At 69.4% G+C, this 21,784-nt stretch carries 14 protein-coding genes; 7 read left to right on the top strand and 7 right to left on the bottom strand.

Going from position 1 to position 21,784, the window contains the following annotated elements:
- Nucleotides 1-83: 83 nt before the first annotated feature.
- From ABZ880_RS47380 to ABZ880_RS47350, 7 genes are all read right to left on the bottom strand, one after another.
- On the bottom strand, nt 84-2,402 hold the full coding sequence (locus tag ABZ880_RS47380; protein ID WP_361277247.1) for a beta-L-arabinofuranosidase domain-containing protein: 2,319 nt from the start codon (nt 2,400-2,402) through the stop codon (nt 84-86).
- A gap of 139 nt (nt 2,403-2,541) precedes the next feature.
- The gene (locus tag ABZ880_RS47375) at nt 2,542-4,185 is read right to left on the bottom strand and encodes a glycoside hydrolase 43 family protein (protein ID WP_361277246.1); all 1,644 of its coding nucleotides are present in this window, start codon (nt 4,183-4,185) and stop codon (nt 2,542-2,544) included.
- 565 nt (nt 4,186-4,750) lie between these two features.
- Nucleotides 4,751-6,262 (bottom strand): HAMP domain-containing sensor histidine kinase, encoded by a 1,512-nt coding sequence (locus ABZ880_RS47370; protein ID WP_361277245.1) that lies wholly within the window; start codon nt 6,260-6,262, stop codon nt 4,751-4,753.
- Between the two features lie 53 nt (nt 6,263-6,315).
- A complete protein-coding gene (locus ABZ880_RS47365; RefSeq protein ID WP_361277244.1) occupies nt 6,316-7,068 on the bottom strand; it encodes a response regulator transcription factor in 753 nt (250 codons plus the stop codon).
- A gap of 227 nt (nt 7,069-7,295) precedes the next feature.
- Entirely contained in the window at nt 7,296-9,035 is a 1,740-nt protein-coding gene (locus tag ABZ880_RS47360; RefSeq protein WP_361277243.1) for a CotH kinase family protein, read from the bottom strand.
- Complete coding sequence (locus ABZ880_RS47355) at nt 9,035-9,712, bottom strand: DUF4956 domain-containing protein (RefSeq protein WP_361277242.1); 678 nt, start codon at nt 9,710-9,712, stop codon at nt 9,035-9,037. The genes ABZ880_RS47360 and ABZ880_RS47355 overlap by 1 nt, the downstream gene beginning before the upstream one ends.
- The gene (locus ABZ880_RS47350; protein WP_361277262.1) at nt 9,709-10,548 is read right to left on the bottom strand and encodes a polyphosphate polymerase domain-containing protein; all 840 of its coding nucleotides are present in this window, start codon (nt 10,546-10,548) and stop codon (nt 9,709-9,711) included. Before ABZ880_RS47350 ends, ABZ880_RS47355 begins: the two co-directional genes overlap by 4 nt.
- Before the next feature lie 940 nt (nt 10,549-11,488).
- Here ABZ880_RS47350 and ABZ880_RS47345 point away from each other — a divergent pair.
- From ABZ880_RS47345 to ABZ880_RS47315, 7 genes are all read left to right on the top strand, one after another.
- On the top strand, nt 11,489-12,784 hold the full coding sequence (locus tag ABZ880_RS47345) for an aminotransferase class III-fold pyridoxal phosphate-dependent enzyme (protein WP_361277241.1): 1,296 nt from the start codon (nt 11,489-11,491) through the stop codon (nt 12,782-12,784).
- Nucleotides 12,781-14,127 (top strand): aminotransferase class III-fold pyridoxal phosphate-dependent enzyme, encoded by a 1,347-nt coding sequence (locus ABZ880_RS47340; RefSeq protein ID WP_361277240.1) that lies wholly within the window; start codon nt 12,781-12,783, stop codon nt 14,125-14,127. The genes ABZ880_RS47345 and ABZ880_RS47340 overlap by 4 nt, the downstream gene beginning before the upstream one ends.
- Nucleotides 14,127-15,137, top strand: coding sequence for an ABC transporter permease (locus ABZ880_RS47335; protein WP_361277239.1), 1,011 nt, complete (start codon nt 14,127-14,129; stop codon nt 15,135-15,137). Before ABZ880_RS47340 ends, ABZ880_RS47335 begins: the two co-directional genes overlap by 1 nt.
- Nucleotides 15,134-16,018: an ABC transporter permease gene (locus tag ABZ880_RS47330; RefSeq protein WP_361277238.1), complete on the top strand. Its 885-nt coding sequence runs from the start codon at nt 15,134-15,136 to the stop codon at nt 16,016-16,018. Before ABZ880_RS47335 ends, ABZ880_RS47330 begins: the two co-directional genes overlap by 4 nt.
- Nucleotides 16,015-17,853 carry an ABC transporter ATP-binding protein gene (locus ABZ880_RS47325; protein WP_361277237.1) on the top strand — a complete coding sequence of 613 codons (1,839 nt, stop codon included), beginning with the start codon at nt 16,015-16,017 and terminating at the stop codon, nt 17,851-17,853. Before ABZ880_RS47330 ends, ABZ880_RS47325 begins: the two co-directional genes overlap by 4 nt.
- Nucleotides 17,850-19,448 carry an ABC transporter substrate-binding protein gene (locus ABZ880_RS47320; protein ID WP_361277236.1) on the top strand — a complete coding sequence of 533 codons (1,599 nt, stop codon included), beginning with the start codon at nt 17,850-17,852 and terminating at the stop codon, nt 19,446-19,448. The genes ABZ880_RS47325 and ABZ880_RS47320 overlap by 4 nt, the downstream gene beginning before the upstream one ends.
- A gap of 376 nt (nt 19,449-19,824) precedes the next feature.
- Nucleotides 19,825-21,750: an alpha-L-fucosidase gene (locus ABZ880_RS47315; protein WP_361277235.1), complete on the top strand. Its 1,926-nt coding sequence runs from the start codon at nt 19,825-19,827 to the stop codon at nt 21,748-21,750.
- The last annotated feature ends 34 nt before the right edge of the window (nt 21,751-21,784 follow it).

Raw genomic sequence — 21,784 nt, 5'->3', positions numbered from 1 at the left:
CCTTGAGCCGGGGCGCCGCGCGAACTCGACGGCTGAGGCCCGGGAACCCGGCTGACTCGGTGGGGGGGGGAGGGGCAGCAGCGCTAATTGCGCACGACGCGCCACCGGTTGTCGGCCGTGCCGTCGTCCGAGTCCTGGACGACGAACGCGCCGACGGCGGTGGAACCGCCCGTCACGGCGAGGAGTTTGCCGCTGTTCGCGTTACGGATCTTGTAGGTGCCGTCGTTCTGGTCCAGCAGGCTCCAGCGGTGGTCGGCGGTTCCGGTGTCCGACCACTGCAGGACGGTCGCGGAGTCGGCCGTGGACATGTCCTGGACGCCGAGGACCTTGCCGCTGTGGGCGTTGCGGATACGGAAGGCGGCGCCGTCGTTGACCAGCTCCCAGTTGTGGTCGGCCGTGCCGCTGTCGTTCCACTGCAGGGCCCGGCCGCCGTCGGCCGTGGACATGTTCTGGATGCCCAGGACGAGACCGCTGCCGGCGTTGACGAGGCGGACGGTGGGGGCCGAGCCGATGCTCCAGTACACCGTGTAGTTGTGGCCGTGCGCGTCATGGAACGGTTCGAGGTCGACGGTGGAGCCGTTCGCGGTGGCGGTGAAGGTGAGCGGGCCGGTGGAGGCCCGCTTGATCGTGGAGGTGTCCAGGGAGGGCGGGGAACTCAGCGTGGTGTCACCGTAGTCACCGGACAGGACGAGCGGTCCGTAGGTGATCGCGGCGACCTTGGAGTTGTCGTTGGCCGGCCGCATGATGATCCGCATGGGCAGGCGGACGGTCACCGTGTCGCTGGCGGCCCAGGAGCGGGTGAGGGCGGCGTAGCTGCCGGGGGTGGCGGTGACGTTCTGCGGTGTGCCGTTGACGCTGATCACGGCCCCGGTGGTCCAGCCCGGGATGCGGATGCGCATCGTCCACGTCCCGGAGGCGTTGCCGGTGACGACCAGGGTGCTCGTGTCGGTCGCCGGGAAGGACGTGGTCTGCGTGACGGTGAGGCCGCGCTCGGTCCAGGTGAGGACGGAGGGCACGAACAGGTTCACGGTGAGGGTGCTGCCTCCGTCGTGGAAGTAGACGGAGTCCATCAGCCGGGTGTGCATCTCCAGGCCCGTGCCCTGGCAGCACCAGAAGGTGGTGTAGTCGGTGCTCCAGGTGCCACCGCCCCAGGCCGGGCCCACACCGCGCCGGCCCCCGGCCTTGAGCGGAGTGAAGTAGGTGACATGGCCGTGCGGGTCGGCCGGGTTCTGCTGGCCGATGATCTGGTTGAGCCATGCCTGCTCGTAGTAGTCGAACAGAGCCGCCCGGTCGGGGGTGAGGGCGTAGAGCTCCCGGGTGAGGCTGAGCATGTTGATGGTGTTGCAGCTCTCGCAGGTGTCCTGGTTCAGGTAGGCGGCGATGGCGTTGGGAGCGCGGAAGTGCTCTGCCTGGCTGTTGCCGCCGATCGCGTAGGTGTGGGTGCCGACGCAGATGTTCCAGGCGTTGGTGGCGATGTCCCGGTAGCGCGTGGTGCCGGTGGCCTTGTACTCGCGGGCGGCGCCGATCCACTTCGGTACCTGGGTGTTGGCGTGCAGCCCGCTGAGTGCGTCCGTGCCGGCCGCCAGCGGGTCGAACACGGTGGCGTGGTCGAACCGCTTGGCCGCGGTCAGCCAGCGGTCGTCCCCCGTCTGCTGGTAGAGGTCCGTCAGCACGGTGTTCATACCGCCGAACTCCGTGCCGAGCATGGCCTGTGTCTGCGCCGTGGTGAGTCGGCCGGTGCGCGTGTCGACCCAGCCCGCCAGGGCCAGCAGGACGCTGCGGGCCTGGGTGCTGCCGATGTAGCGCCACACGTCCAACAGGCCGGCGAGAGTCTTGTGGATCGTGTAGTACGGCACGTTGCCGTTGCTCAGGGTGCGTGCTTCCAGGGCCGTGAAGTCGGACTCGGGGTAGCCGGAGAGATATCCGGTACCGAAGCCGACGGCGCCGTTGTTGGCCTGGCACTTGGCCAGTTCCGCGACCATGTACGCCGCCTTGTCCCGGCACACGGTGTCGCCGGTCACGGCGTACAGCTGGGCCCAGGCGGTGAGGAAGTGGCCCTGGACGTGGCTGCGGAAGGGGAACGACGGCCCGTCCCAGCCGCCGTTCGCGGTGGCGCCGCCCGTGGACAGACCGTGGTTGGCGCGGAAGACGTACAGCAGCCGGTCCACGTCGACGAACCGCAGGTAGCTGCTGGTGCGGTTCTGGTTGTCCAGCCAACGGCTCGCGGTCAGCCGGACCTGGCCGAAGTCGAAGGGGTGTGCCAGCACCCCGATGTCGGCGCGGGCCGGAGGTACCACGGCGGCCCGCGCGGGGGCACTGCCGAGCACGGGTCCGGCGGAGGAGGCGACGACTGTGGCCCCGGCCACCTGCAGGAGGCGGCGTCTGCTGACAGAGGAAGACATCGTGTGCCCTTTCCATGACGGGGGGACTCTGGTCGGTGGTTCGGTCGACGCGGAAGGACCGGTCGACGTACGAGCGCGAGTGCCTTCCTCCTGAGGGGAGGGCCGGGCCCCGCTCTGGCGACTGCGCGGCGTTGCCCGGTCAGGGGCCGGTCAGTTCGAACCGGGTGACCTTGACCGAGCCGCCGAGCGCCCGGGTGGCGTAGTTGAAGACGGCGTACCGGTAGCCCATGAAGAACCGCCACTCGTTGCCCATCGTGAACGCGGGCCCGAGTCGGACGAAGGTGGTGCCGTCGGTGCTGTAGGAGAAGGTTCCCGGTCGGGCCGCGCCGGGGCGGATGTCCGCGTTCGCGCGCAGCCAGACGCGGCTCCCCGAGAGGGTGGCGCTCGCGACCTCGGTGCCGGTGCCGGTGGTGTTGTAGCTGCTGTCCATGGTCAGGCCGTTCACCATCACCACCCGTGTCGCGCCGCCGTCGCGCTTGACTCCGATCCAGGCCGAGGAGTTGCGCAGCAGCGCGAGCCCGGCTCGGTCGCCGTCCTTCATTGCGGAGTGGTCGAGCTGGATCGTCGCGGTGGACGTGGGGCCCTGGATGCGGTGGGTGAGGGTGTTCCGGGCCCAGTACAGGTCGTCCGTGACCGTGGCGGTCGTCAGGGTCAGGCCGTTGCCGACTGACCACTTGCTGTTGTCGGGGTTGTGGTTCCACTCCCACTTCGGTGTGAGGGTCGTCCCGTTGAAGGTGTCGACGCCGGTCAGGGGGGTGACCTGGCGGGGCGGGGCCGGGACGGCGGGGGTGGGGTAGGAGGCGCCCCAGGCGTTGCTGACGAGTTGTACGGTCGGCCAGCCGTCCGAGGTCCAGGTGATCGGGGCGAGGACGGGGATGCGGCCGCCGGGGTAGGCGTCGACGAAGGCCATGTAGTACCAGGCACCGTTCTGGGTCTGGACGAGTCCGCCCTGGTGCGGGACGCCGCCGCCGGAGACCGGTCCGGGCAGGTCGAGGAGAACCTGCCGCAAGGTGTAGGGCCCGAAGGGGCCGCTGGTGGACTTCAGGACGTACTGCCCGTTCGCCGGACGGGTGAGAAAGATGTAGTGGTTGCCGTTGATCTTGTAGAAGCGGGAGCCCTCCAGGGCCCCGACACTCGACGGCGTGGTGAAGACCTGCTGGGTCCGGACCTGACTGCGTCCGTCCGCGGAGAGCTGGGCGACGCTGATGGTGGTGTTGCCGTAGGCCACGTACAAGATGTCGTCATCGTCGATGAGCAGGCCCGCGTCGTAGTAGGCGTTGTCGATCGTCGTGAGCCTGCTCCAGGTGCTTTCGACGGACGTGGCGGTGTAGATGTACGTCTTGGAGAAGTCGATCTGCCCCAGCCAGTAGAACGTCCTGTTGCTCGGGCGGTAGTTGAGGGACGAGGCCCAGACGCCCCTCACATAGCCCCGCGCGCCGTTCAGGTCGTACTTCGCGCCGAAGTCCAGCGTCGGCACGGAGTGGCCGGCGAACTCCCAGTTGACCAGGTCGTAACTGCGCAGGACGGGCGCCCCCGGCGAGTAGTGCATCGTGGAGGCCGAGCAGTAGTAGGTGTTGCCGACCCGGATGATGTCGATGTCCGCGAAGTCCTGCCAGATCACCGGGTTGGTGTAGGAGGCGGCGACGGCTTCGGGACTCACCGCGGCGGGCGGGGACGCTGCCGCGCGTGCTCCGGACGCGGCAGGCACCGAGGCTCCGGCCAGCAGACCGGTGGCCGTGGCCAGCGCCGAGCGGCGACTGTGCTCTTGGTTGAGCCATGACATGGGCGTTCGCTCTCCTTCGTGTGACGGGACCGGACGTCAGCGGGTGACGGGTGGTACACGACGGGGTGCGTTGCGTCAGGGGAGATGCCAGGGTGTCGGTTCCCCGGCGTACAGAGCTCGGGTGTCGCGTGTGGCAGCGGGCCGGCCCGGGTTACGGACCGGCCGCCCGGGGGCTCCCGCCGGATGGTGGGGAAACCGGGCGGCCGTGACATGACAGGGGCGCCCAACGGGCGCTGCTTGTCTGGGCATACAGACTCCATGGGCGGTCGGGGCCCGCCGTACGACCACCTTGCGCGTCGTCGGGCGTCCGGCGTGGTGGCGCGTGGAAGTGCCTTGCCGGTGCTGATGATGCGGGTGCTGTCGTGCCTGGGTCGTGCCACGTGCCGGATCGACCGACAGTCTTGTTCGATATCGCGACCATCGATCGGCCCGTCGGTCGCCTTGGATACTAGAAGGCTCAGAGGGAACGTCAATACCTCTCGCACCGAACGTCTCGTGACGGACGGCGGCCGCCTCGGCGATCCTCCTCGCGGCCTACTGCCCTTCTCGCGTGCGGACGTCGCCGTCACTGCTCGCCCGGAACACAAGGGTGATCGTCCCGTGCCGCGGGGTGGGTGACGGGAAGGAGAAGGCGGAAGGTGCAGCCCGGGCCCGGAAGAGTGTCCAGTTCCAGCCGACCGCCATGGTTCGCGGCGATGGCCGACGCGATGGCGAGGCCGAGGCCGGACCCCGCTTCGGCCTCCGTGCCGGGATCTGCGGCGGCTCGGTAGAACCGGTCGAACACGTGGGGCGCCTCGTCAGGTCCGATGCCGGGGCCGCCGTCGGAGACCTCGACCACACAGACCGGGACGCCCGGCGGCAACGGAGGACAGACGCTGCTCCGTCCGGGGCGGTCCGCGCCCATGGCTCCCGCGTCGGTCCGTGTGGTGCCGACCCCGACACGGACCCACGTCCCGGCGGGGGTGTGGACACAAGCGTTGGCCACGAGGATTTCCACCACCTGAGCCAGCTGGTGCGGATCGCCGAGTGCCTCCACGACGGCGAGCTCGCCGTCCCGGCCGGCCTCGTGACCGTCGCCCATGGGCTCCAGGCCGACGCGGTGGCCGCTGTGACGTACCGCCGCCGTCGTCACCGTGTCGGCGGCCAGGGCGAGCATGTCGACGGTCTCCCGTTTGAGGCGTGGCGCGTCGCCGAGCTTGGCGAGCGTGAACAGATCGCCCACCATGCGCGTCATGCGGTCGGCGTTGTGCGCGATCTGCTCGTACGCCTCGATGCGCCGCCGGTCGCTCATCCCGGGCTCGTGGAGGAGGAGTTCCGCGAAGCCCTGGATCGAGGTGAGCGGCGTGCGCAGCTCGTGGCCCGAGTCGGTCATGAAGCGGCTGAGACGGGTCTCGGACGCCTCGGCACGTCGCAGGGCGGCGCGCAGTCGGTCGAGCATGGTGTTCAGCGCGAGACCGAGGCGGCCGACCTCGGTGTTCGGGTCGGGTGCTGGAACACCGAGGTCCAGCGCACCGTCCGTGATGCGCTGCGCCGCGTGCTCGATCCTGGTGAGCGGTCGCAGGCCGAGACGGACCGCGGCGTTGCTCAGCAGGACGACACCGAGGGCTACACCCGCGTCCAGCACGAGGCCGAACCAGAGGAGTGTGGTGGTCGCGCCGTCCACGGTGTCGAGGGGGAGCGCCACCACGGCGCGCATGTTCCGGGGCCCGGAGTCGGTCACGAGCCGCCAACTCCGTTCCCGGTTCCCGGTGTCGTCCCGTACTGTGACGGGCTCGTTGTCGGCCGACAGCAGACCGGCGTCCGTCTCCGGCAGGGGAGGACCCGCCCCGTCGCCGAGGGAGTCCGCGAGCAGGAGGCCGTCGGTGCCGTAGAAGTACACGTGGTAGTCCGAGGGCAGACCGTCGTCGGGGTCGGGATGCCGCAGGGTTCCGGTGTCGGCGATCTGCAGGTACACATGGGCGGGGGGACGGAAGTCGAGGAGCCGGTCGTCGATCTGGTCGATGAGCCAGGACCGCAGCACGATCAACCCGGCGATCTGGCACACGAGCACCGCCGCCGCGGCCGGCAGGCAGGCCATCCAGATGAGGCGCCCGCGCAGGGAACGAGGTCGTGACGGTCGCAGCCGCATTCTCACGGGGTGGCCGTCCCGGCTCCCTGGCGGGGCAGGCGCAGGCAGTAGCCGACCCCTCGGACGGTGTGGATCAGAGCGGGCGGTGTCTGGTCGATCTTGCGGCGGAGATTCTTCACGTACGTGTCGACGATGCGGGTGTCGCCCGCAAAGTCGTACTTCCACACCAGCCTGAGGATCTCGGCCTTCTCCAGCACGCGCTCGGGGTGGGAGAGCAGACAGGTCAGCAGCCGGAACTCGGTGGGGGACAGTTTCAGCGGCCGATCGGCACGCAGTACGTCGTGTGTGCCCTCGTCCAGGATCAGATCGGCATAGCGCAGCTCCCGCCGAGGGCTCCACGCGGACGCGGGCGCGCTGCCCCGGCGCAGGATGGCTCGGATCCGCAGCAGTACCTCCTGTACGTGGAAGGGCTTGGTCACGTAGTCGTCACCGCCGGAGCTGAGCCCGACGATCCGGTCCTCCACCTCGCCTCGGGCGGTGAGGAACAGGACAGGGGTGTACGCACCCAGCGTCCGTAACTCCCGGGTCAGCACGAACCCGTCGGTGTCCGGGAGCATCACGTCCATCAGAATGAGGTCCGGGCTGCGGCGGCCCGCTTCGAACATGGCATCCTGCCCGGTACCGGCCGGCACCACCGCGTAACCCGCGGCGCGCAGGGCGGACGTGAGCAGGGCGCGGATACCAAGGTCGTCCTCCACGATCAGAACGGTGTGGCGGGCACCGGGTGTCGACGGGGCGGCATCTTTCAGGCTCACGGCTCCGACTCACCTCGGACATGTAGGCAGACCGGGCCCGGGGGCCCGGTCGGGGACGGAGGCGCGATGCTATCCACGGTTTCTGTGCGGGGCATGAGCCTGGGGCCCTCGCTCCCTGAACGCCCGATGAGATCGCGTCAGGTGCACGGACCCCGGAGGTCCGGAAGGTGACGTGGGCCGGCGTCCCGGGCGGGACTGACAGACGGGAAGCCCGGGACGCCGGTGTCTCAGCCGGTCACCTGCGTGTCCTTGGCGAGCGCCTCGGTCCGCTGGGTGACGGTCTGTTCGAGGGTCGAGGCCGCGGTGTCGAGGTCTTCGCTGTCGGCTCCGGCGGCGCGGGCCTCCTCGGAGATGGTCTGCAGCGCGTCCGCGGCGGCTCCCGATCCGTAGAGCTTCTGGTAGAGCGAGCGGTAGGCGTCCTTGTAGACATCGTCCAAGGAGTCGGACTCCAGGAACCGTTCCTTCAGGATGTGTCCCGAAGAGAATCCGCCTCCGCCTCCGCCGGTGCGGTCCTGGCCCTCCCCGCCACCGTTCTGGCCACCGCCTGCGGCTGCGCCGGGCATTCCCTGGGGAGCACCGGAGGGAATGCCCTGGGGCGCTCCGCCCGCCGCGCCGTCCTGCCCGGCCTCCGGTGCCGTGCCGTTCCCCGCGGAAGCACCCTGCTCGCCGTTGCCTCCTCTGCCCCCTCCGATGCTGAAAGTGTCGTCCGGCCCCGCTGTGGCGTCTCCGCTGAAGGTGAGGTTGTAGTCCCAGCCGAGGATGGAGAACTTCTTTGTCTCCAGGTCGTACCACAGCAGGTAGTTCTTGCCGGGGCCGGCCATGTCGTCGCCGTTCATCAGGAGGTTCTGCATGGCCACGTAGTTGGCCAACGACTGGACGTCGACGTACGTGTCGAGATCCCGCGCGAACTCCTCGTCGGAGGCGCTGTTGACCCACTTGATGAGCCGCATGACCGGTTCGAGGTCCTGACTGCCCTTCTTGTTCAGCTGCTTGAACGACGACTCGTAGTCAGTTGGGTCATCGCCGTTGTAGGCGAAGCTGCCTCCGGCCTTCGCCTTGTAGAGAACTCCGTTGCCCAGGTCCTCGGCGTAGTCCGTGTCAGGGCTCTCCACCATCAGGCGGGTGACGGCCGGCCGGTTGTTCACCTGCACGGATGTGAAGCCGAAGCGCTCTGCCGCCTGGCCGCTCTCCTCGGTCAACGCCAGCGAGAGCGCCTCGTTCAGCGGCACCTGCGCCTCGCTGCCCGGCCTGAGCGAGATCTCCCGCTCGCCCTGATAGGCGCGTCCCTCGACGTACTCGTCGATCTTGACAAGCCAGGGCAGTTCCTCGGGCTTGTCCTCGGACAGGTTGTACGACACCATGCCGCCGCCCCTGCCGCCGCCCGCGCCGCCTCCGGTGCCGCCGCCCGTGCCAGCGGTGCCGCCGTCCGCGCCCCGGGCGCCGTCCTGACCGCCCGTTGCGTTTGTCGCCTCGCCCGACGGGCCCGCGTCGGCGTCACCGGCGCCCTGCGGAGCGCCCTGCGCGGCATTCGGCATGGTCCGGCCGCCACCGGGCATGTTCGAAGTGCCACGCAGGGACATCAGTGTGGAGTTCCCCTTCAACCGGATCCCGACGTCTCCCAGATAGACACCGTCGATGACGAGGTCGGCCTGTATGTAGTCCTTGGTGCCCTCGTCGCGGAACTCCTCCATCATCTCCTCGAACCTGCTCTGGTCGTACGTGAGCTGGATCGAGTGGGACACGGTCCGGTCGTACAGGTCCACCGTGCCCTCGACGTTCTCCGTGACGGGGTCGGACTCCACCTGCGACGCGGAGGTGACATAGGGGGTGACACGCGCGTCGCCGAGGAAGTACACCATCGACGCGAGCCCGACGCCCAGAGCGGCGGCCGGCCTCCAGTGGTGGCGCAGACGGACCGGAAGCCGGTCGCGGAGCCGTCGCCCCAGCCTCCTCGGACGGCCCGCCATCACAGGTCGGTCGTGTCGTAGCCGGTCAGGACCGTCACGCGTTGCCCGGACGTGCGTGCCTGGAGGGCCGCGACCAGGTCGCCCGGCTCCGTGCCCTTCTTCATGCGGACGGTGTAGAACACCTCGGTGAGCGCCCCGCCCCGGATCGTCTCGGTGCTCACCAGCTCGAACTCGCTGGTGTACTTGATCAGCACGTCCGTGATGGCGGGGGTGTAGTTCTCCCCGGCCGGCACCTGGACCTTGACGACCTGCCGCTGGACGTTGAGCGCGAACCAGTTGAACTTGAACATGACGATGACGACGGTGCAGATGACCACGGCGCCGACGGCGGCCAGGGTGTAGAAGCGGGCTCCGCAGGCCATGCCGATCGCCATGGCCATGAAGACGAAGCCCACGTCCCTGGTTTCCTTGATCGCGTTTCGGAAACGGATCACGGACAACGCGCCGACCAGTGAGAACGCCCGGGCCAGGTTCGATCCGACCACGAGCATGATCAACGCGACGATCATGCCGACGATGATCAGGGTTTGGACGTAGGACTGGCTGTAGGAGACGTTGCGGTGCGTGTAACGGTAGGTGTATCCGATCGCCGTGCTCAGGATGAACGACAGCGCCATGGCCGCCACCACGTCGGCCACGCTGAACGTGCCGCTGAGTTCCTGTAGTTCGAAGTTCACTGTGCTCCTGCCTTCATCGGCGCGCCCGGCGCCGGCCGCTGGTGTTGCGGCGGTTGTCCTGTGGGGGTGGGGGGCGGGTAGTCCGCCTCGTTGACGTGGAAGACCGACCGGGGTGCCAGGCCGAAGGCCTCGATGGACTGCACGTACTTGGAGATCCGGACGAGGTTCAGGTTCCGGCGGGCCGCGAGATCCGTGATCCAGTGCGGGGTGCGCTCGTTCACCTTGATCTCCATCACCGACAGGTGCGCGGGGATGGTGAACCGGTTCTCCGGTGTGGAGACACCGAAGTGGAAGTCCCGGTCCCGGCCGCGGACGCGCCGGTCGAAGGTCACCCGCAGCCCGGTGTCGGCGTCGCGTCCTACCAGCGCTTCGCGCTGGTAGCCGGTGATCGCCGTAGGCTGCAGATTCAGCCGCACGATCAGCTCCAGCACCTCCTGGATGAACGCGCTCTCCCTCGGCGAGTGCTCCACCATCTCTTTGCCGTCGCACAGTCTGCGCGCGACCTGGTAAGGGAGGGTGATACGGCGCTTCTGCGTGACCCGGTTGACCCGCTGCTTGATCTCCACGCACACCGGCGACTCGTCGGTCACGCCGTCGAGGTCGCCGTAGTGACGGATGCGCAGCTTGCGGCGGAACTTCAGTCCCTCGATCTTCTCCCAGTAGAAGCGGAGCTGCGGGGTGTCGTAGTACAGGCTCCACACCCCGTAGCCGCCGACCGGGCTGTGCAGGTCACGGTCCATCCGTTCGGCCAGTTCGTCCCGGATCTCGGCAGCCTGCTCGACCGGTACGAGATACTTCAGCTCGAAGCGGTTGAACGCGTGCAGGCGACTGGCCACGTGCAGCGGAGCCGAATCCTCGCGTTCGACGACCTTGCCGTCGCCTTCCTGCGCCTGTGCCCCACGGGCCCGGGCATGCTTGGGCGCTGCTGCCTTCGACCGGAACACCATGTGTCTCCTTGCTCTCCTGCGGACCAGCCAGCGACGCATACGCAACCAGCGGCTCCTGAAGGGCTGATGAGAATGGGGGGTGCATTCGGGGAGTCCTTTTGGTTTACGGAAGATGAACGGCCGGGGGTGGCGGCCCGGTGGTCCGATCGCGGCGGCGGGGAGCGTCCCGCCACGGAGGACCGGCGTCGGCGCACCACCTGATGCCGGGTCGGACGCGCGTCCGCGGACGCCGGCCCTTCCCGGTGTGTGCCCGGCGAGTCCGTCGCCGTAGTGCACAGGGTTCCACTGGCATCCCGCCGTAGCCGGTCAAGCTGGAGGAACACTCGGGACGCGGCCCGAATCGCCTTCGCCGGAGGGCGAGTTGAGGCTCCCCGAGCCGGGACCAGCGGTGTTCGCACGACGGCGCGCGGCGGCACGTGCCGGACGGCTCCGAAGGGGAAGCGACGGACCGTGATCGTCCACACCACGACGGGGACACGAACCTCGCTCCGGCCGGGGAAACGGAATCCCGGGCGTGCGGAGCCGGACCGCGCGCCCGCTCCCACCTCGTCGGCGCAACTGCTGCGCCGTTGCCTCGCGGCACTTCTGACTTGACGTCCGGTGTCCTTGAGTTGTCGGTGGGCGCACGCTTCCGGGTCCACCACTACTGCCGCAACCGGGAACGGGCCAGTCTGTCCGGAAGACACCGCTGACCGGTCAGGTCCTGGCACTGTGCCGGTGGCTCGCCGAGCGGAAGATCTCCGGAGGGCGCTCGATCCTTACACCATCAAATGATTCCGGGAAGACCTCCATCGACAGCGCTGCGGCCTGGGCCGCACGGGACCGCGCCGTGATCCAGCACCCCACGATCGGCGACGAGACGGACGAACGCCTGGTGATCGTGGAGGCGCGTGGCAGTCAGGTCCGCGACATGGACGGCCGGGAGTACCTGGACGCTTACGCCGGCGGACGGTTCACCCAGATCGGTCACGGCCGCGCGGAGATCGCCGACGTCATGGCCGAGCAGATGCTGACGCTGGAGCACTTCGGGACCGGCGGGAACGTCACCAATCCGCCGGCCATCACCCTGGCGGAGCGCATCGTGGCTCACGCGCCGGCCGGGATCCGAAAAGTGAGTTACCTCAGCAGCGGGTCCGAGGCGTGCGACGAGGCGGTCCGGCTGATCCGCGAGTTCCAGCACCGACGCGGGCACCCCGAGCGGCACTGGATCATCTCGGTGTCCGGTTCCCACCACGGCCGGACCCTTGCCGGGGCCGCGCTCCGCGGCTGGGGTGAGGACGCCGGGTACGGGCCCGTACTCCCGGGGTTCGTCCAGGTGGCGGCGCCGCGCGAGCGTCCGTCCGATCCGGCGGGGACCTCCGTCGAGCACTGTCTGCGGGAGCTGCGCGCCACCATCGAGTCGGTCGGCCCGAGCCGGGTCGCCGCCTTCTTCGCCGAACCCGTCCTGGGCGCGCGGGACCTGGTCGTCCCGCTGCCGCGGCGCTGGTGGTCCGGCGTGACCGCACTGCTCGCCGAGTTCGACATTCCGCTGGTGCTCGACGAGGTCGTCACCGGGTTCGGACGGACCGGCACCTGGTTCGGGGCGGAGCACCACGGTCTGGCGCCCGACCTGGTGATCACCGCGAACGGGATCGCCGGCGGCTACCTGCCGCTCGCGGCGATCCTCTACAGCGAGCGCGCCGCCGAGGTGCTCGCCGGCGCCGACAGCGGGGGCTCCTACGGAGGCCACGGCGCCGCCTGCGCGGTGGCGGGCGCGGTCCTGGACGTGATCGACAAGGAGGCGTTGGTCGCCAACGCCAAGGCGGTGGGGCACCACCTGGCGAGGGCGCTCGCACCCCTACGGCGGCTGGACGCCGTGGGCGACGTCCGCGCCCTCGGTCTGCTGGCCGCCGTCGAACTCGTCGCGGACCATGCGACCGGGGAACCCTGCCCGGTGGACCCGGTACTGCTCGAACGGGTCATCCGTCAGGACCACGGCGTGATCGTCGGCGTCCACGCCAACATCGTCACGATCGCACCACCGCTCGTCCTCACCGAAGCGCAGGCCGAGTTCCTCGGCACGGCACTGCAGGGCGCCCTGTCCAGGGTCCGGCCCGACGGATCGATCCTGAGGGGGCAATCGTGAGCACACCCGCGACCTGGGCCGAACGCGACCGCGCGGTCGTGCAGCACCCGTGGCTCGATGCCGCCGTCACCGAGCGCGCGGTGATCGTGCGAGGCGAGGGCGCCACCGTATGGGACAGCGACGGCCGCGCCTTCCTGGACGGGGAGTCCGCCGCCTGGCTGACGCATGTGGGACACGGCCGGGCAGAGCTCGCGCAGGCCGCACGCCGGCAGGCCGAACAGCTCGGTCACATCTCGACGGAGGGGGTCCTCACCAACAGGCCCGCCATCGAACTCGCCGAACGCCTGCTGGCGAAGGCTCCGGCGAACATGGCACGCGTCCGCTTCGCCAGCTGTGGCTCGGAGGCCGACGACGACGCGTTCCGGCTCGCCCGGCTCTACCACGCCCGGCGCGGCGAGCCGGATCGCACCTGGGTCCTGTCCCTGGAGGGATGTTTCCACGGGCGTTGTTACTCCGGGGCGGCCCTGCAGGGATTCACCTCCGACATGGGCCTGGGCCCGATGCTGCCCCGGGTCCGTCAGGTGATCTCACCGCTGCGGCAGAACACGGCCCGCTTCGAGGGGGCCGATCCGACCGACCACTGCATCGAGGCGCTGCGGCGCACCATCGACGAACTGGGCGCGGAGAACATCGCCGCGTTCTTCGCCGAGCCGGTGATGGCCGGTCCCGGCATGGTCGAGCTGCCCGCGGACTACTGGCCTCGGGTCAGCGAGGTCCTCCGGGCCAACGGCATCCTGCTGGTGTTCGACGAGGTCGTGACGGCCTTCGGACGCTGCGGTGACTGGTTCGCCGCCAACCTCTACGGAGTCGAGCCGGACATCATCGTCGTGGCCAAGGGCATCGCGAGCGGTTACGCGCCGCTGGCGGCGCTGCTGCTCTCCGCGGAGGTGGCCACGGCGATCACCGGTGCCGAGGGCGGCGGCACCTACGGCGGGCACGCGGTCGCCTGCGCGGTCGCCTGCGCCAACCTCGACGTGATCGAGGCGGAGGGCCTGGTGGGGCGGTCCGCGGAGCTCGGGCGGCGGATGAAGGAGCGGCTCGCCGCCGAACTTGCGGCGGTGCCGGTCGTGGACTACGTCAGCGGCTGCGGTCTGATGCTCGGGGTGCACCTGACCTCGGACCGGGCGACCGGGGCGGAGCTGGTGATCGGCGAGGAGGTCATCGACTCGGTGCTCAGGGACGACTACGGCGTCCTGGCGATGTACTACCACGGCTCGGTCAACCTGGTGCCCCCGCTGGTCCTGACGGACGCCGAGGCCGACCGTATCGTCGCCGCCGTCGTGGCCACCGTCCGTCGGATCGGCCCCGACGGCTCGCTGGCGCCCGCGGACGGCGCACGCTGATGGCACGGACAGGAGAGGACGCTTCCGGCGGCCGGTGGCGCGGGTCGGGGCTGGGCGGCTGGCTGCTGAGGCGCGTCCTGAGCGGTGTGGTGGTCCTGCTCGTGGTGTCGCTGCTGGTCTTTCTGGCCACCCAGGTACTGCCCTCCGACCCGGCGCAGGCCATCCTGGGGCGCCGCGCCACGCCGGAGCAACTCGTACGTCTTCGCCACCAGTTGGGGCTGGACCGGCCACTGTGGGAGCAGTACTGGCACTGGCTTCGGGGTGTCCTGACCGGAGACCTCGGGCAGTCACTGGCCGCCGGCCGGCCGGTGAGCAGCGTGGTCGCGGACCGTCTGCGGGACTCGCTGGCCCTGATGACGTACGCGGCGGCCGTGGCCATCCCGCTGCCCATCGTGATCGGGACCTGGCTGGCGGTGCGCCGCGACCGGTTCACCGACCGGGTGACGAGCCCCGTCGTGCTCACCCTGCTGGCGCTGCCCGACTTCGTGATCGCCACCGGAGTGGTCCTGTTCTTCGCGACCTCGGTGTTCACGGTCCTGCCCGCCAGCACCATCCTTCCGCCGGGAGCGTCGGCGTTCACCCAGGTGCGGCAGCTCGTGCTGCCGGCACTGGCACTGACCCTCATCTCCGCCCCCTACACCATCCGGCTGTCGCGGGCGGCGATGATCGAGGAACTGGACTCCGAGTACGTGGCCATGGCACGGCTGCGCGGAATCTCCGAGCGGAACGTCGTGTGGCGGCACGCGCTGCCCAACGCGCTGGTCCCGGCCATCCAGTCCTCGGCCCTGACCCTCAGCTATCTGCTCGGCGGCATCGTGATCGTCGAGGTGATCTTCAACTACCCGGGCCTCGGAACGCTGTTCCAGAACGCCGAGTCCACCCGGGACCTGCCCGTCATCCAGGCCGTCTGCATGGTCTTCGCGGCCGGGATCGTGGTCGCCAACATCGCGGCCGACGTGCTCACCGTGCTCCTCACCCCGAGACTGCGTACCTCTGGAGGCATGCGATGACGTCCGTCGCGAGCGACACCCGGCCGGCGCCGCGGCGCCGCGGCAGGTCCCGCTGGGTGGCCAGGTATCTCGCCGACCGCGGGGCGAGGTCCGGAGCGGTCGGTACCACGCTGATGGTACTGGTCGGGGTCTGCGGGCCCTGGCTGGCACCGCACTCACCCAGCGCGATCGTCGGCGTGCCGTTCCAGGCACCGGGCCCGGACATGCCGCTCGGCGGCGACTTCCTCGGCGAGGACGTACTGTCCCGGATCCTCTGCGGCGGCCGGTCGGTGATCTGGATGTCGTTCGCCGCCACCGCGATCACCCTCGTGGTCGGCGTCACCGTCGGGATGATCGCGGGCTACTCGGGGCGCAGGACCGACGCGGCCACCGTGTGGTCGATGGACGTGCTGCTCGCCCTGCCCGACATCGTGATGGTCCTGATGTTCATCGTCCTCCTCGGGCGCGACCCGTGGATCATCGTGATGATCACCGCGCTGAGTTTCCTGCCCGTGGTGGTGCGGCTGGTACGCGGGCTGACGCTCGAGGTGGTGGGCCGGGAGCATGTCGAGAGCGCGCGTGCCATGGGGTTCTCCCGGCGGGACATCGTCCTGCAGGAGGTCCTGCCCAACGTCCTCACCCCCGTACTGGTCCAGGCGGGCGCCCTGCTGACCTGGTCGATCGGTCTGGTCGCCGGCATCAGCTTCCTCGGGTTCGGCGTCCAACCACCCGCCGCCGACTGGGGGTTGATGATCTCCGAGAACTTCTCGGGGGTGACCGTGCAGCCCCTCGCGGTGCTGGCCCCGATCGTCATGATCACCCTGTTCACGATCGCCACCAACACCCTCGCCGAAGGCGTCGGACGGAGCTTCACCGGAGTCGAACGGAGTACCGCCTCATGAGCAGCGGCCTGGAGGTACGGGACCTGCTGGTGGAACTCGCGGACGGGACACCGGTGGTCCAGGGGGTCTCCTTCGATGTCCGGCCCGGCGAGATCGTGGCACTGGTCGGCGAGTCGGGCTGCGGAAAGACCACCATCGGCACCGCACTGCTGGGCCACGCCCGGCGCGGGGCGCGGATCGCGGGCGGCAGCGTCCTGCTCGACGGCGTCGACCTGCTGGCGCTGAAACCGGACGAACTCGGCAGGTTGCGGGGGGCACGCATCGCGTACGTCCCTCAGGACCCCGCCTCGGCGCTGAGCCCGGGCAGACGGGTCGGCTGGCAGTTGCACGACGTGCTGCGCGAGCACGCCGCCGGCCTCTCGGCACAGCAGCGCTCGGACGCCGTCGCGTCGGCGCTCTCCGACGTGCGGCTTCCCTCCGACGAGGGCTTCCTGGCCCGGTTCCCGCACCAGCTCTCCGGCGGACAGCTGCAGCGTGTGCTGCTGGCGATGGCCTTCCTGCTGCGGCCCGCCGCGATCGTGCTCGACGAGCCGACCACCAGCCTGGACGTCACCACCCAGGCCCGGATCCTGGAGATCGTGCGCGAACAGTGCCGTTCCCGGAAGGTCGCGGCGGTGCACGTGACGCACGACCTCGCCGTCGTACGGCACCTGGCGGACCGGGTGCTGGTCCTGTACGGCGGCCGGATCGCGGAGGTCGGCACCCGGCAGGCCATCTTCGAGGCGCCCGCACACCCCTACACCGGTGCCCTGCTCTCCGCCGTCCCCGACGTCGCGGGCCGTCGGATCCTGGGCCGGCTCCCCGGCACCGCGCCGCGCCCCGGAGACCGGCCCGCGGGGTGCCCCTTCTCGCCCCGCTGCCGGCACGCCACCGAACACTGCGCGGACGAGCACCCGCCCGTCACCCACATCGGTCCCGCCCACCAGGTCGCCTGCTGGCAACCGGTACAAGGGCCCCAGTCCGCACAGCCCGCCTTCGCCTCCTCGGTCGAAGGCCCCGACGCCGCCCAGGCTCCCCCGGCACTGCTGGAGATTCGCGGCCTCAGCGCGCACTACGGTTCGGCGCAGGTGCTCTTCGACGTCGACCTCGACGTCCGGCAGGGCGAGTGCCTGGCGCTGGTCGGTGAGTCCGGTTCGGGCAAGAGCACCCTGTCCCGGTCACTGGTCGGGCTCACCGGACAGTGGACGGGTACGGTCCGCTACGCGGGCGCGGAGCTGGCCAGGCACGCGCACGAGCGCGACCGGCAGAGCCAGCGCACCATCCAGTACGTCTTCCAGAGCCCGGACCGTGCGCTGAACCCGCGGCGCACCGTGATCAGCAGCGTCGTGGCCCCGATCCGGCACTTCTTCGGTGTCTCCGAGGAGGAGGCCCGCGCACAGGCTCGGGAGGCGCTCTCATTGGTCTCGCTCTCTCCCGGTCTGGCCGAGCGGTTGCCCCGTGACCTCTCCGGCGGTGAGCGGCAGCGAGCGGCGATCGCACGGGCCGTCGCCTGCCGGCCGACGCTGATGATCTGCGACGAGATCACGTCGGCACTGGACGTGTCGGTGCAGGCCTCGATCCTCGAACTGCTCGGACGGCTCCAGGCGGAGCAGCAGTTGACCATGCTCTTCGTCACGCACAACCTCGCCGTCGTCCGGCAGATCGCCGACCGGGTGGCCGTGCTGCACAACGGCAGGCTCGCGGAGGTCGGTCCGGTGCACGGGATCCTCGACCACGCCACGACCCCCTACACCATGACGCTGATCCGCGACTCCCTCTCGCTCGTCGACGCCCCGGCCGTTTCCGGTGGTCCCGACGTACCGGCAGACAGTTCTTCGTTGAAGGAGCCCAGATGACCGATGTGCGGACCGGAGAGTCGTTCCCGAACCGCCGTGAGCTGCTCAGGTACGGCGCTCTCGGCGGGGCAGCGCTGCTCGGCGGAGCGGCGCTGACCGCCTGTGGCGGAGTACAGCCCGGGAAGTCCGAGCCGGGGGCCGGAAAGGAGAAGCTCCGCTACGGTGCCCCCAAACGTGGCGGTGTGCTGCGGCACGGCATGACCGGAGGCAGCTTCAGCGACACCCTCGACCCCGCGAAGGGCATGAACGCCCTGGACACCGCGAGGGCGGGGGCACTGTTCGACAACGTCTGGAGCCCCGACGCCGACTACCGTATACAGAAGTGGCTGGCCGAGGAGTACAGCTCCAACGCGACGGCCGACGTGTGGACGGTGCGGCTCAGGAAGGGTGTGGAGTTCCACAACGGCAAGACCCTGACGGCCGACGACCTGATCCACACGATCCGGCGGACCCTCGACCCGTCCATCGCGTCCCCCTATGCGGGGAGCCTCGCGATGATCGACCCCAAAGGGCTGCGGAAGCTCGACGACCGCACCGTCCGTATCCCACTGACCTCGGGCTTCGTACCGCTGCCCGAGGCGATGTCGACGTTCGTCTACGTGGTCCCGGTCGACTTCGACCCCCACCGTCCGGTGGGGACCGGGCCGTTCAAGTACCAGAGCTTCCAGCCCGGCCGGCAGTCGGTGTTCACCCGGTTCGAGAACTACTGGCGCCCCGGCCACCCGTACGTCGACGAACTGCACATCATCGACTTCGCCGACGACACCTCACGGCTGAACGCGCTCAAGACCGGGCAGATCCACATCGTCGACGGCGTGCCTTATCCGCTGGCGGCCACCCTGTCGGGGCAGACGGGCATACGGGTCGTCAAGTCGCCCAAGGCGGCCATCGAGGCGTTCGGCATGCGGGCGGACGTCGCGCCCTTCGACGACAACCGGGTCCGCGAGGCGTTCCGGCTGATCGTCGACCGGCCCGCGCTGATCAAGTCGTCGGTCCTCGGCTACGCGACCGTCGCCAACGACCTGTTCGCGTGGCAGGACCCCGCCTTCGACCACGCCCTGCCGCAGCGTCACCAGGATCTGGACAAGGCGCGGTCGCTGCTCAGACAGGCGGGGCACGGCAGCGGCCTGGAGGTCCGGTTGACCACCAGCGACCTGCTGTCCGGCATGATCAGCGGCGCCGAGGTCTTCGCCGAACAGGCCAAGGCCGCCGGGGTGACGGTTCATGTGGACAAGGTCGACCCCGGCACCTTCTTCGGCAGCCAGGGCCTCAACTTCCCCTTCGCGGCCAACATCCCCTCCACCGGGAACATCCTGATCTCCGCGACGTACACCGACGGCCCCGGCTCGACCGCCAACTCGACGCACTTCCACGACGCCGAGTACGACAGCCTCTTCAAGCAGGCGATCCGCCAGACCGACGACGCCAGACGCACCGAACTCATCCACCGGATGCAGGAGATCCAGTTCGAGCGGGGCACCTTCATCATCCCCGCCTACGTCGACATCCTCGACGCCTCCCGGGGTGTCTCCGGTGCCGAGCCCGAGGTCGGCGGCATGCCGTACTACCGGTACGGAAACCTCTGGCTCGCCTGACCGGCGGCGGGATGGGCCTCATCTCCGCAAGGCCTACAGACATGGGATGCCTGAAAGAAAAATAGCGGAAGAAATGGGATGCAAGCCTTCAAATGCATCATCCGAAACGCTTTTCATCCCAGCAAGACAGTTGACATGGTCCGGTTACATGCAAGAGGTTCATGCCGTACATCCGGCGACGCCCGCACCGTTGCCGAGATGACGTCCCGCGTCGGCGTGCAGTCGTCGGCACCGCGGGCCGTCATCTGTTCGACGGGCGGCTCCACATGGTCCGTGGACCGGGAGGAACACCCCACGGCCGCACCATGCACCGATGCCCCGGAGGCGCGACCTCCGGTGCCGGGCGCCGTACCCCTCCGAGCTCAGGAGCCAGACCATGCCGTCAGGAAGTCCGTCCCGCCGTTCCGTCCTGACCGCCGGCGGCGTCACCGCCGCGGCGGCGGCGCTGCCCGCTTTCTCCACCTCCACGGCCCAGGCCGCCGAAAAGCCGGGCAGCGCGCTGAGAAGACTGGCCGACCTGCGGTTCGGCATGTTCAACCACTTCAACATGGGGACGTTCACCGACGAGGAGTGGGCAGCGCCCAACCAGAACCCCGCCCAGTTCGCTCCGTCCCAGGTGGACTGCGTGCAGTGGGCCAAGGCCGCCAAGGCGGCGCGGATGAGCTACGGCGTGCTCACCACCAAGCACCACGACGGCTTCTGCCTCTGGCCGACCAAGTACAACAAGTACAACGTCGCCAACAGCGGATACCGGCGGGACATTGTCGACCAGTACGTGAAGGCCTTCCGGGCCGAGGGGCTCCGTGTCGGCCTGTACTTCTCGATCTGGGACCGGTCGTACAACGTCCAGGGCTACGACACCCGGCACGGGGTGGGCGCGGACCAGACCATCGTGCCCGGTGACCTGACCTACATACTGAACCAGATCACCGAACTGCTCACCGGCTACGGCACCATCGACATGTTCGTCACCGACGGCTACGCCTGGCAGATGGGACAGCAGGCCGTCTCGTACCAGCGCATCCGCGAACACGTGAAGTCCCTCCAGCCGGACATCGTCATGATCGACCACGGCGGACTGTCCGTGCCGTTCCTCGGTGACGCCATCTACTTCGAGGAGCCTCTGGGTATCACCGCGCCGGAGGGGAACACCCACGCCGCACTGCAGGGGCAGACGATCAGCAACGGCTGGTTCTGGCACCCCTCGACGCCGACCACCAACCCCATCAGCAAGGTGTCGATCCTGTCCCATCTGGTCGACCTGGAGCCGAAGTACACCTCGTTCATCCTCAACTGCCCGCCCAACCGCGACGGCCGACTCGACGACAACATCGTCAAGAGGCTGGCCGAGGTCGGGGACGCCTGGCGGCCCGACAAGTCCCGCCCGCCGCTCCCCGCGCAGACGCCGCGCGCCGAGCACCCGGTGACACCCGTCAGCGCCTACGCCACCGGTTTCCACGACGGCGAGGGCCCGATGAACGCCATCGACGGACTCAGCGACCGGAACTTCGAGACCTGCTGGTCGACGTGGAGCCTGAACCTGCCGCACTCGATCACCATCGATCTCGGCGGGGTCTGGAGCAACGTGTCCACGCTGGAGTACCTGCCCAAGCAGTGGGGCCGCAACAACTCCACCGACGGCGACATCATCTCGTACAAGATCTCCACCAGCACCGACGGCAGCCGCTTCACGCAGGTGGCCGACGGCATCTGGGCCGGGAGCATGGCCCTGAAGGTAGTCGAGTGGAGCCCCCGCAACGTCGGGTACGTGCGGATCGAGGCCGAGGAGGGCACGGGCGGCTACACGAACATGGGCGGCGTGCGGATCGGCGGCAGGAGGAAGAAGCCGGCCCTGGTGTCGCGGGTGCTGCCGGGCGATTCGACGGTGTACCAGCTGGTCAACCGCGCCAGCGGCAAGGTGGCCGACGTCCTCGCCGACGGCACCGCCAACGGCACCGAAGTGCGCCAGCAGCCCTGGCGGAACCAGGCGAACCAGAAGTGGACCTTCGTCTCCACCGGCGACGGCTACTACACCGTCCGGAGTGCGAGCAGCGGCAAGGTCCTGGAGGTGGGCGGGCTCTCGCGGGTGAACGGCGGGAAGGCCGACATCTGGTCGGACGACAGCGTTCCGCAGCAGCACTGGGCGGTGACCCCGACCGGCGACGGCTATTTCTACCTCACCAACAGGCTCTCCGGGCTCGCCCTCAACGTCGACAACGGATCGACGGCGGACGGAGCGGCCGTCAACCAGTGGACCTACACCCGTGCAGAGCGGCAACAGTGGCAGATCGTGTCCGTGTGACGGATTCCGGCCCCGTCCGCGTCGCGGACGGGGC

Source organism: Streptomyces sp. NPDC047043, from assembly GCF_040644055.1.
Lineage (GTDB): Bacteria > Actinomycetota > Actinomycetes > Streptomycetales > Streptomycetaceae > Streptomyces.
Note: the sequence above shows the minus strand (reverse complement) of the source record. Positions and strands in the feature narration are given on the sequence as shown.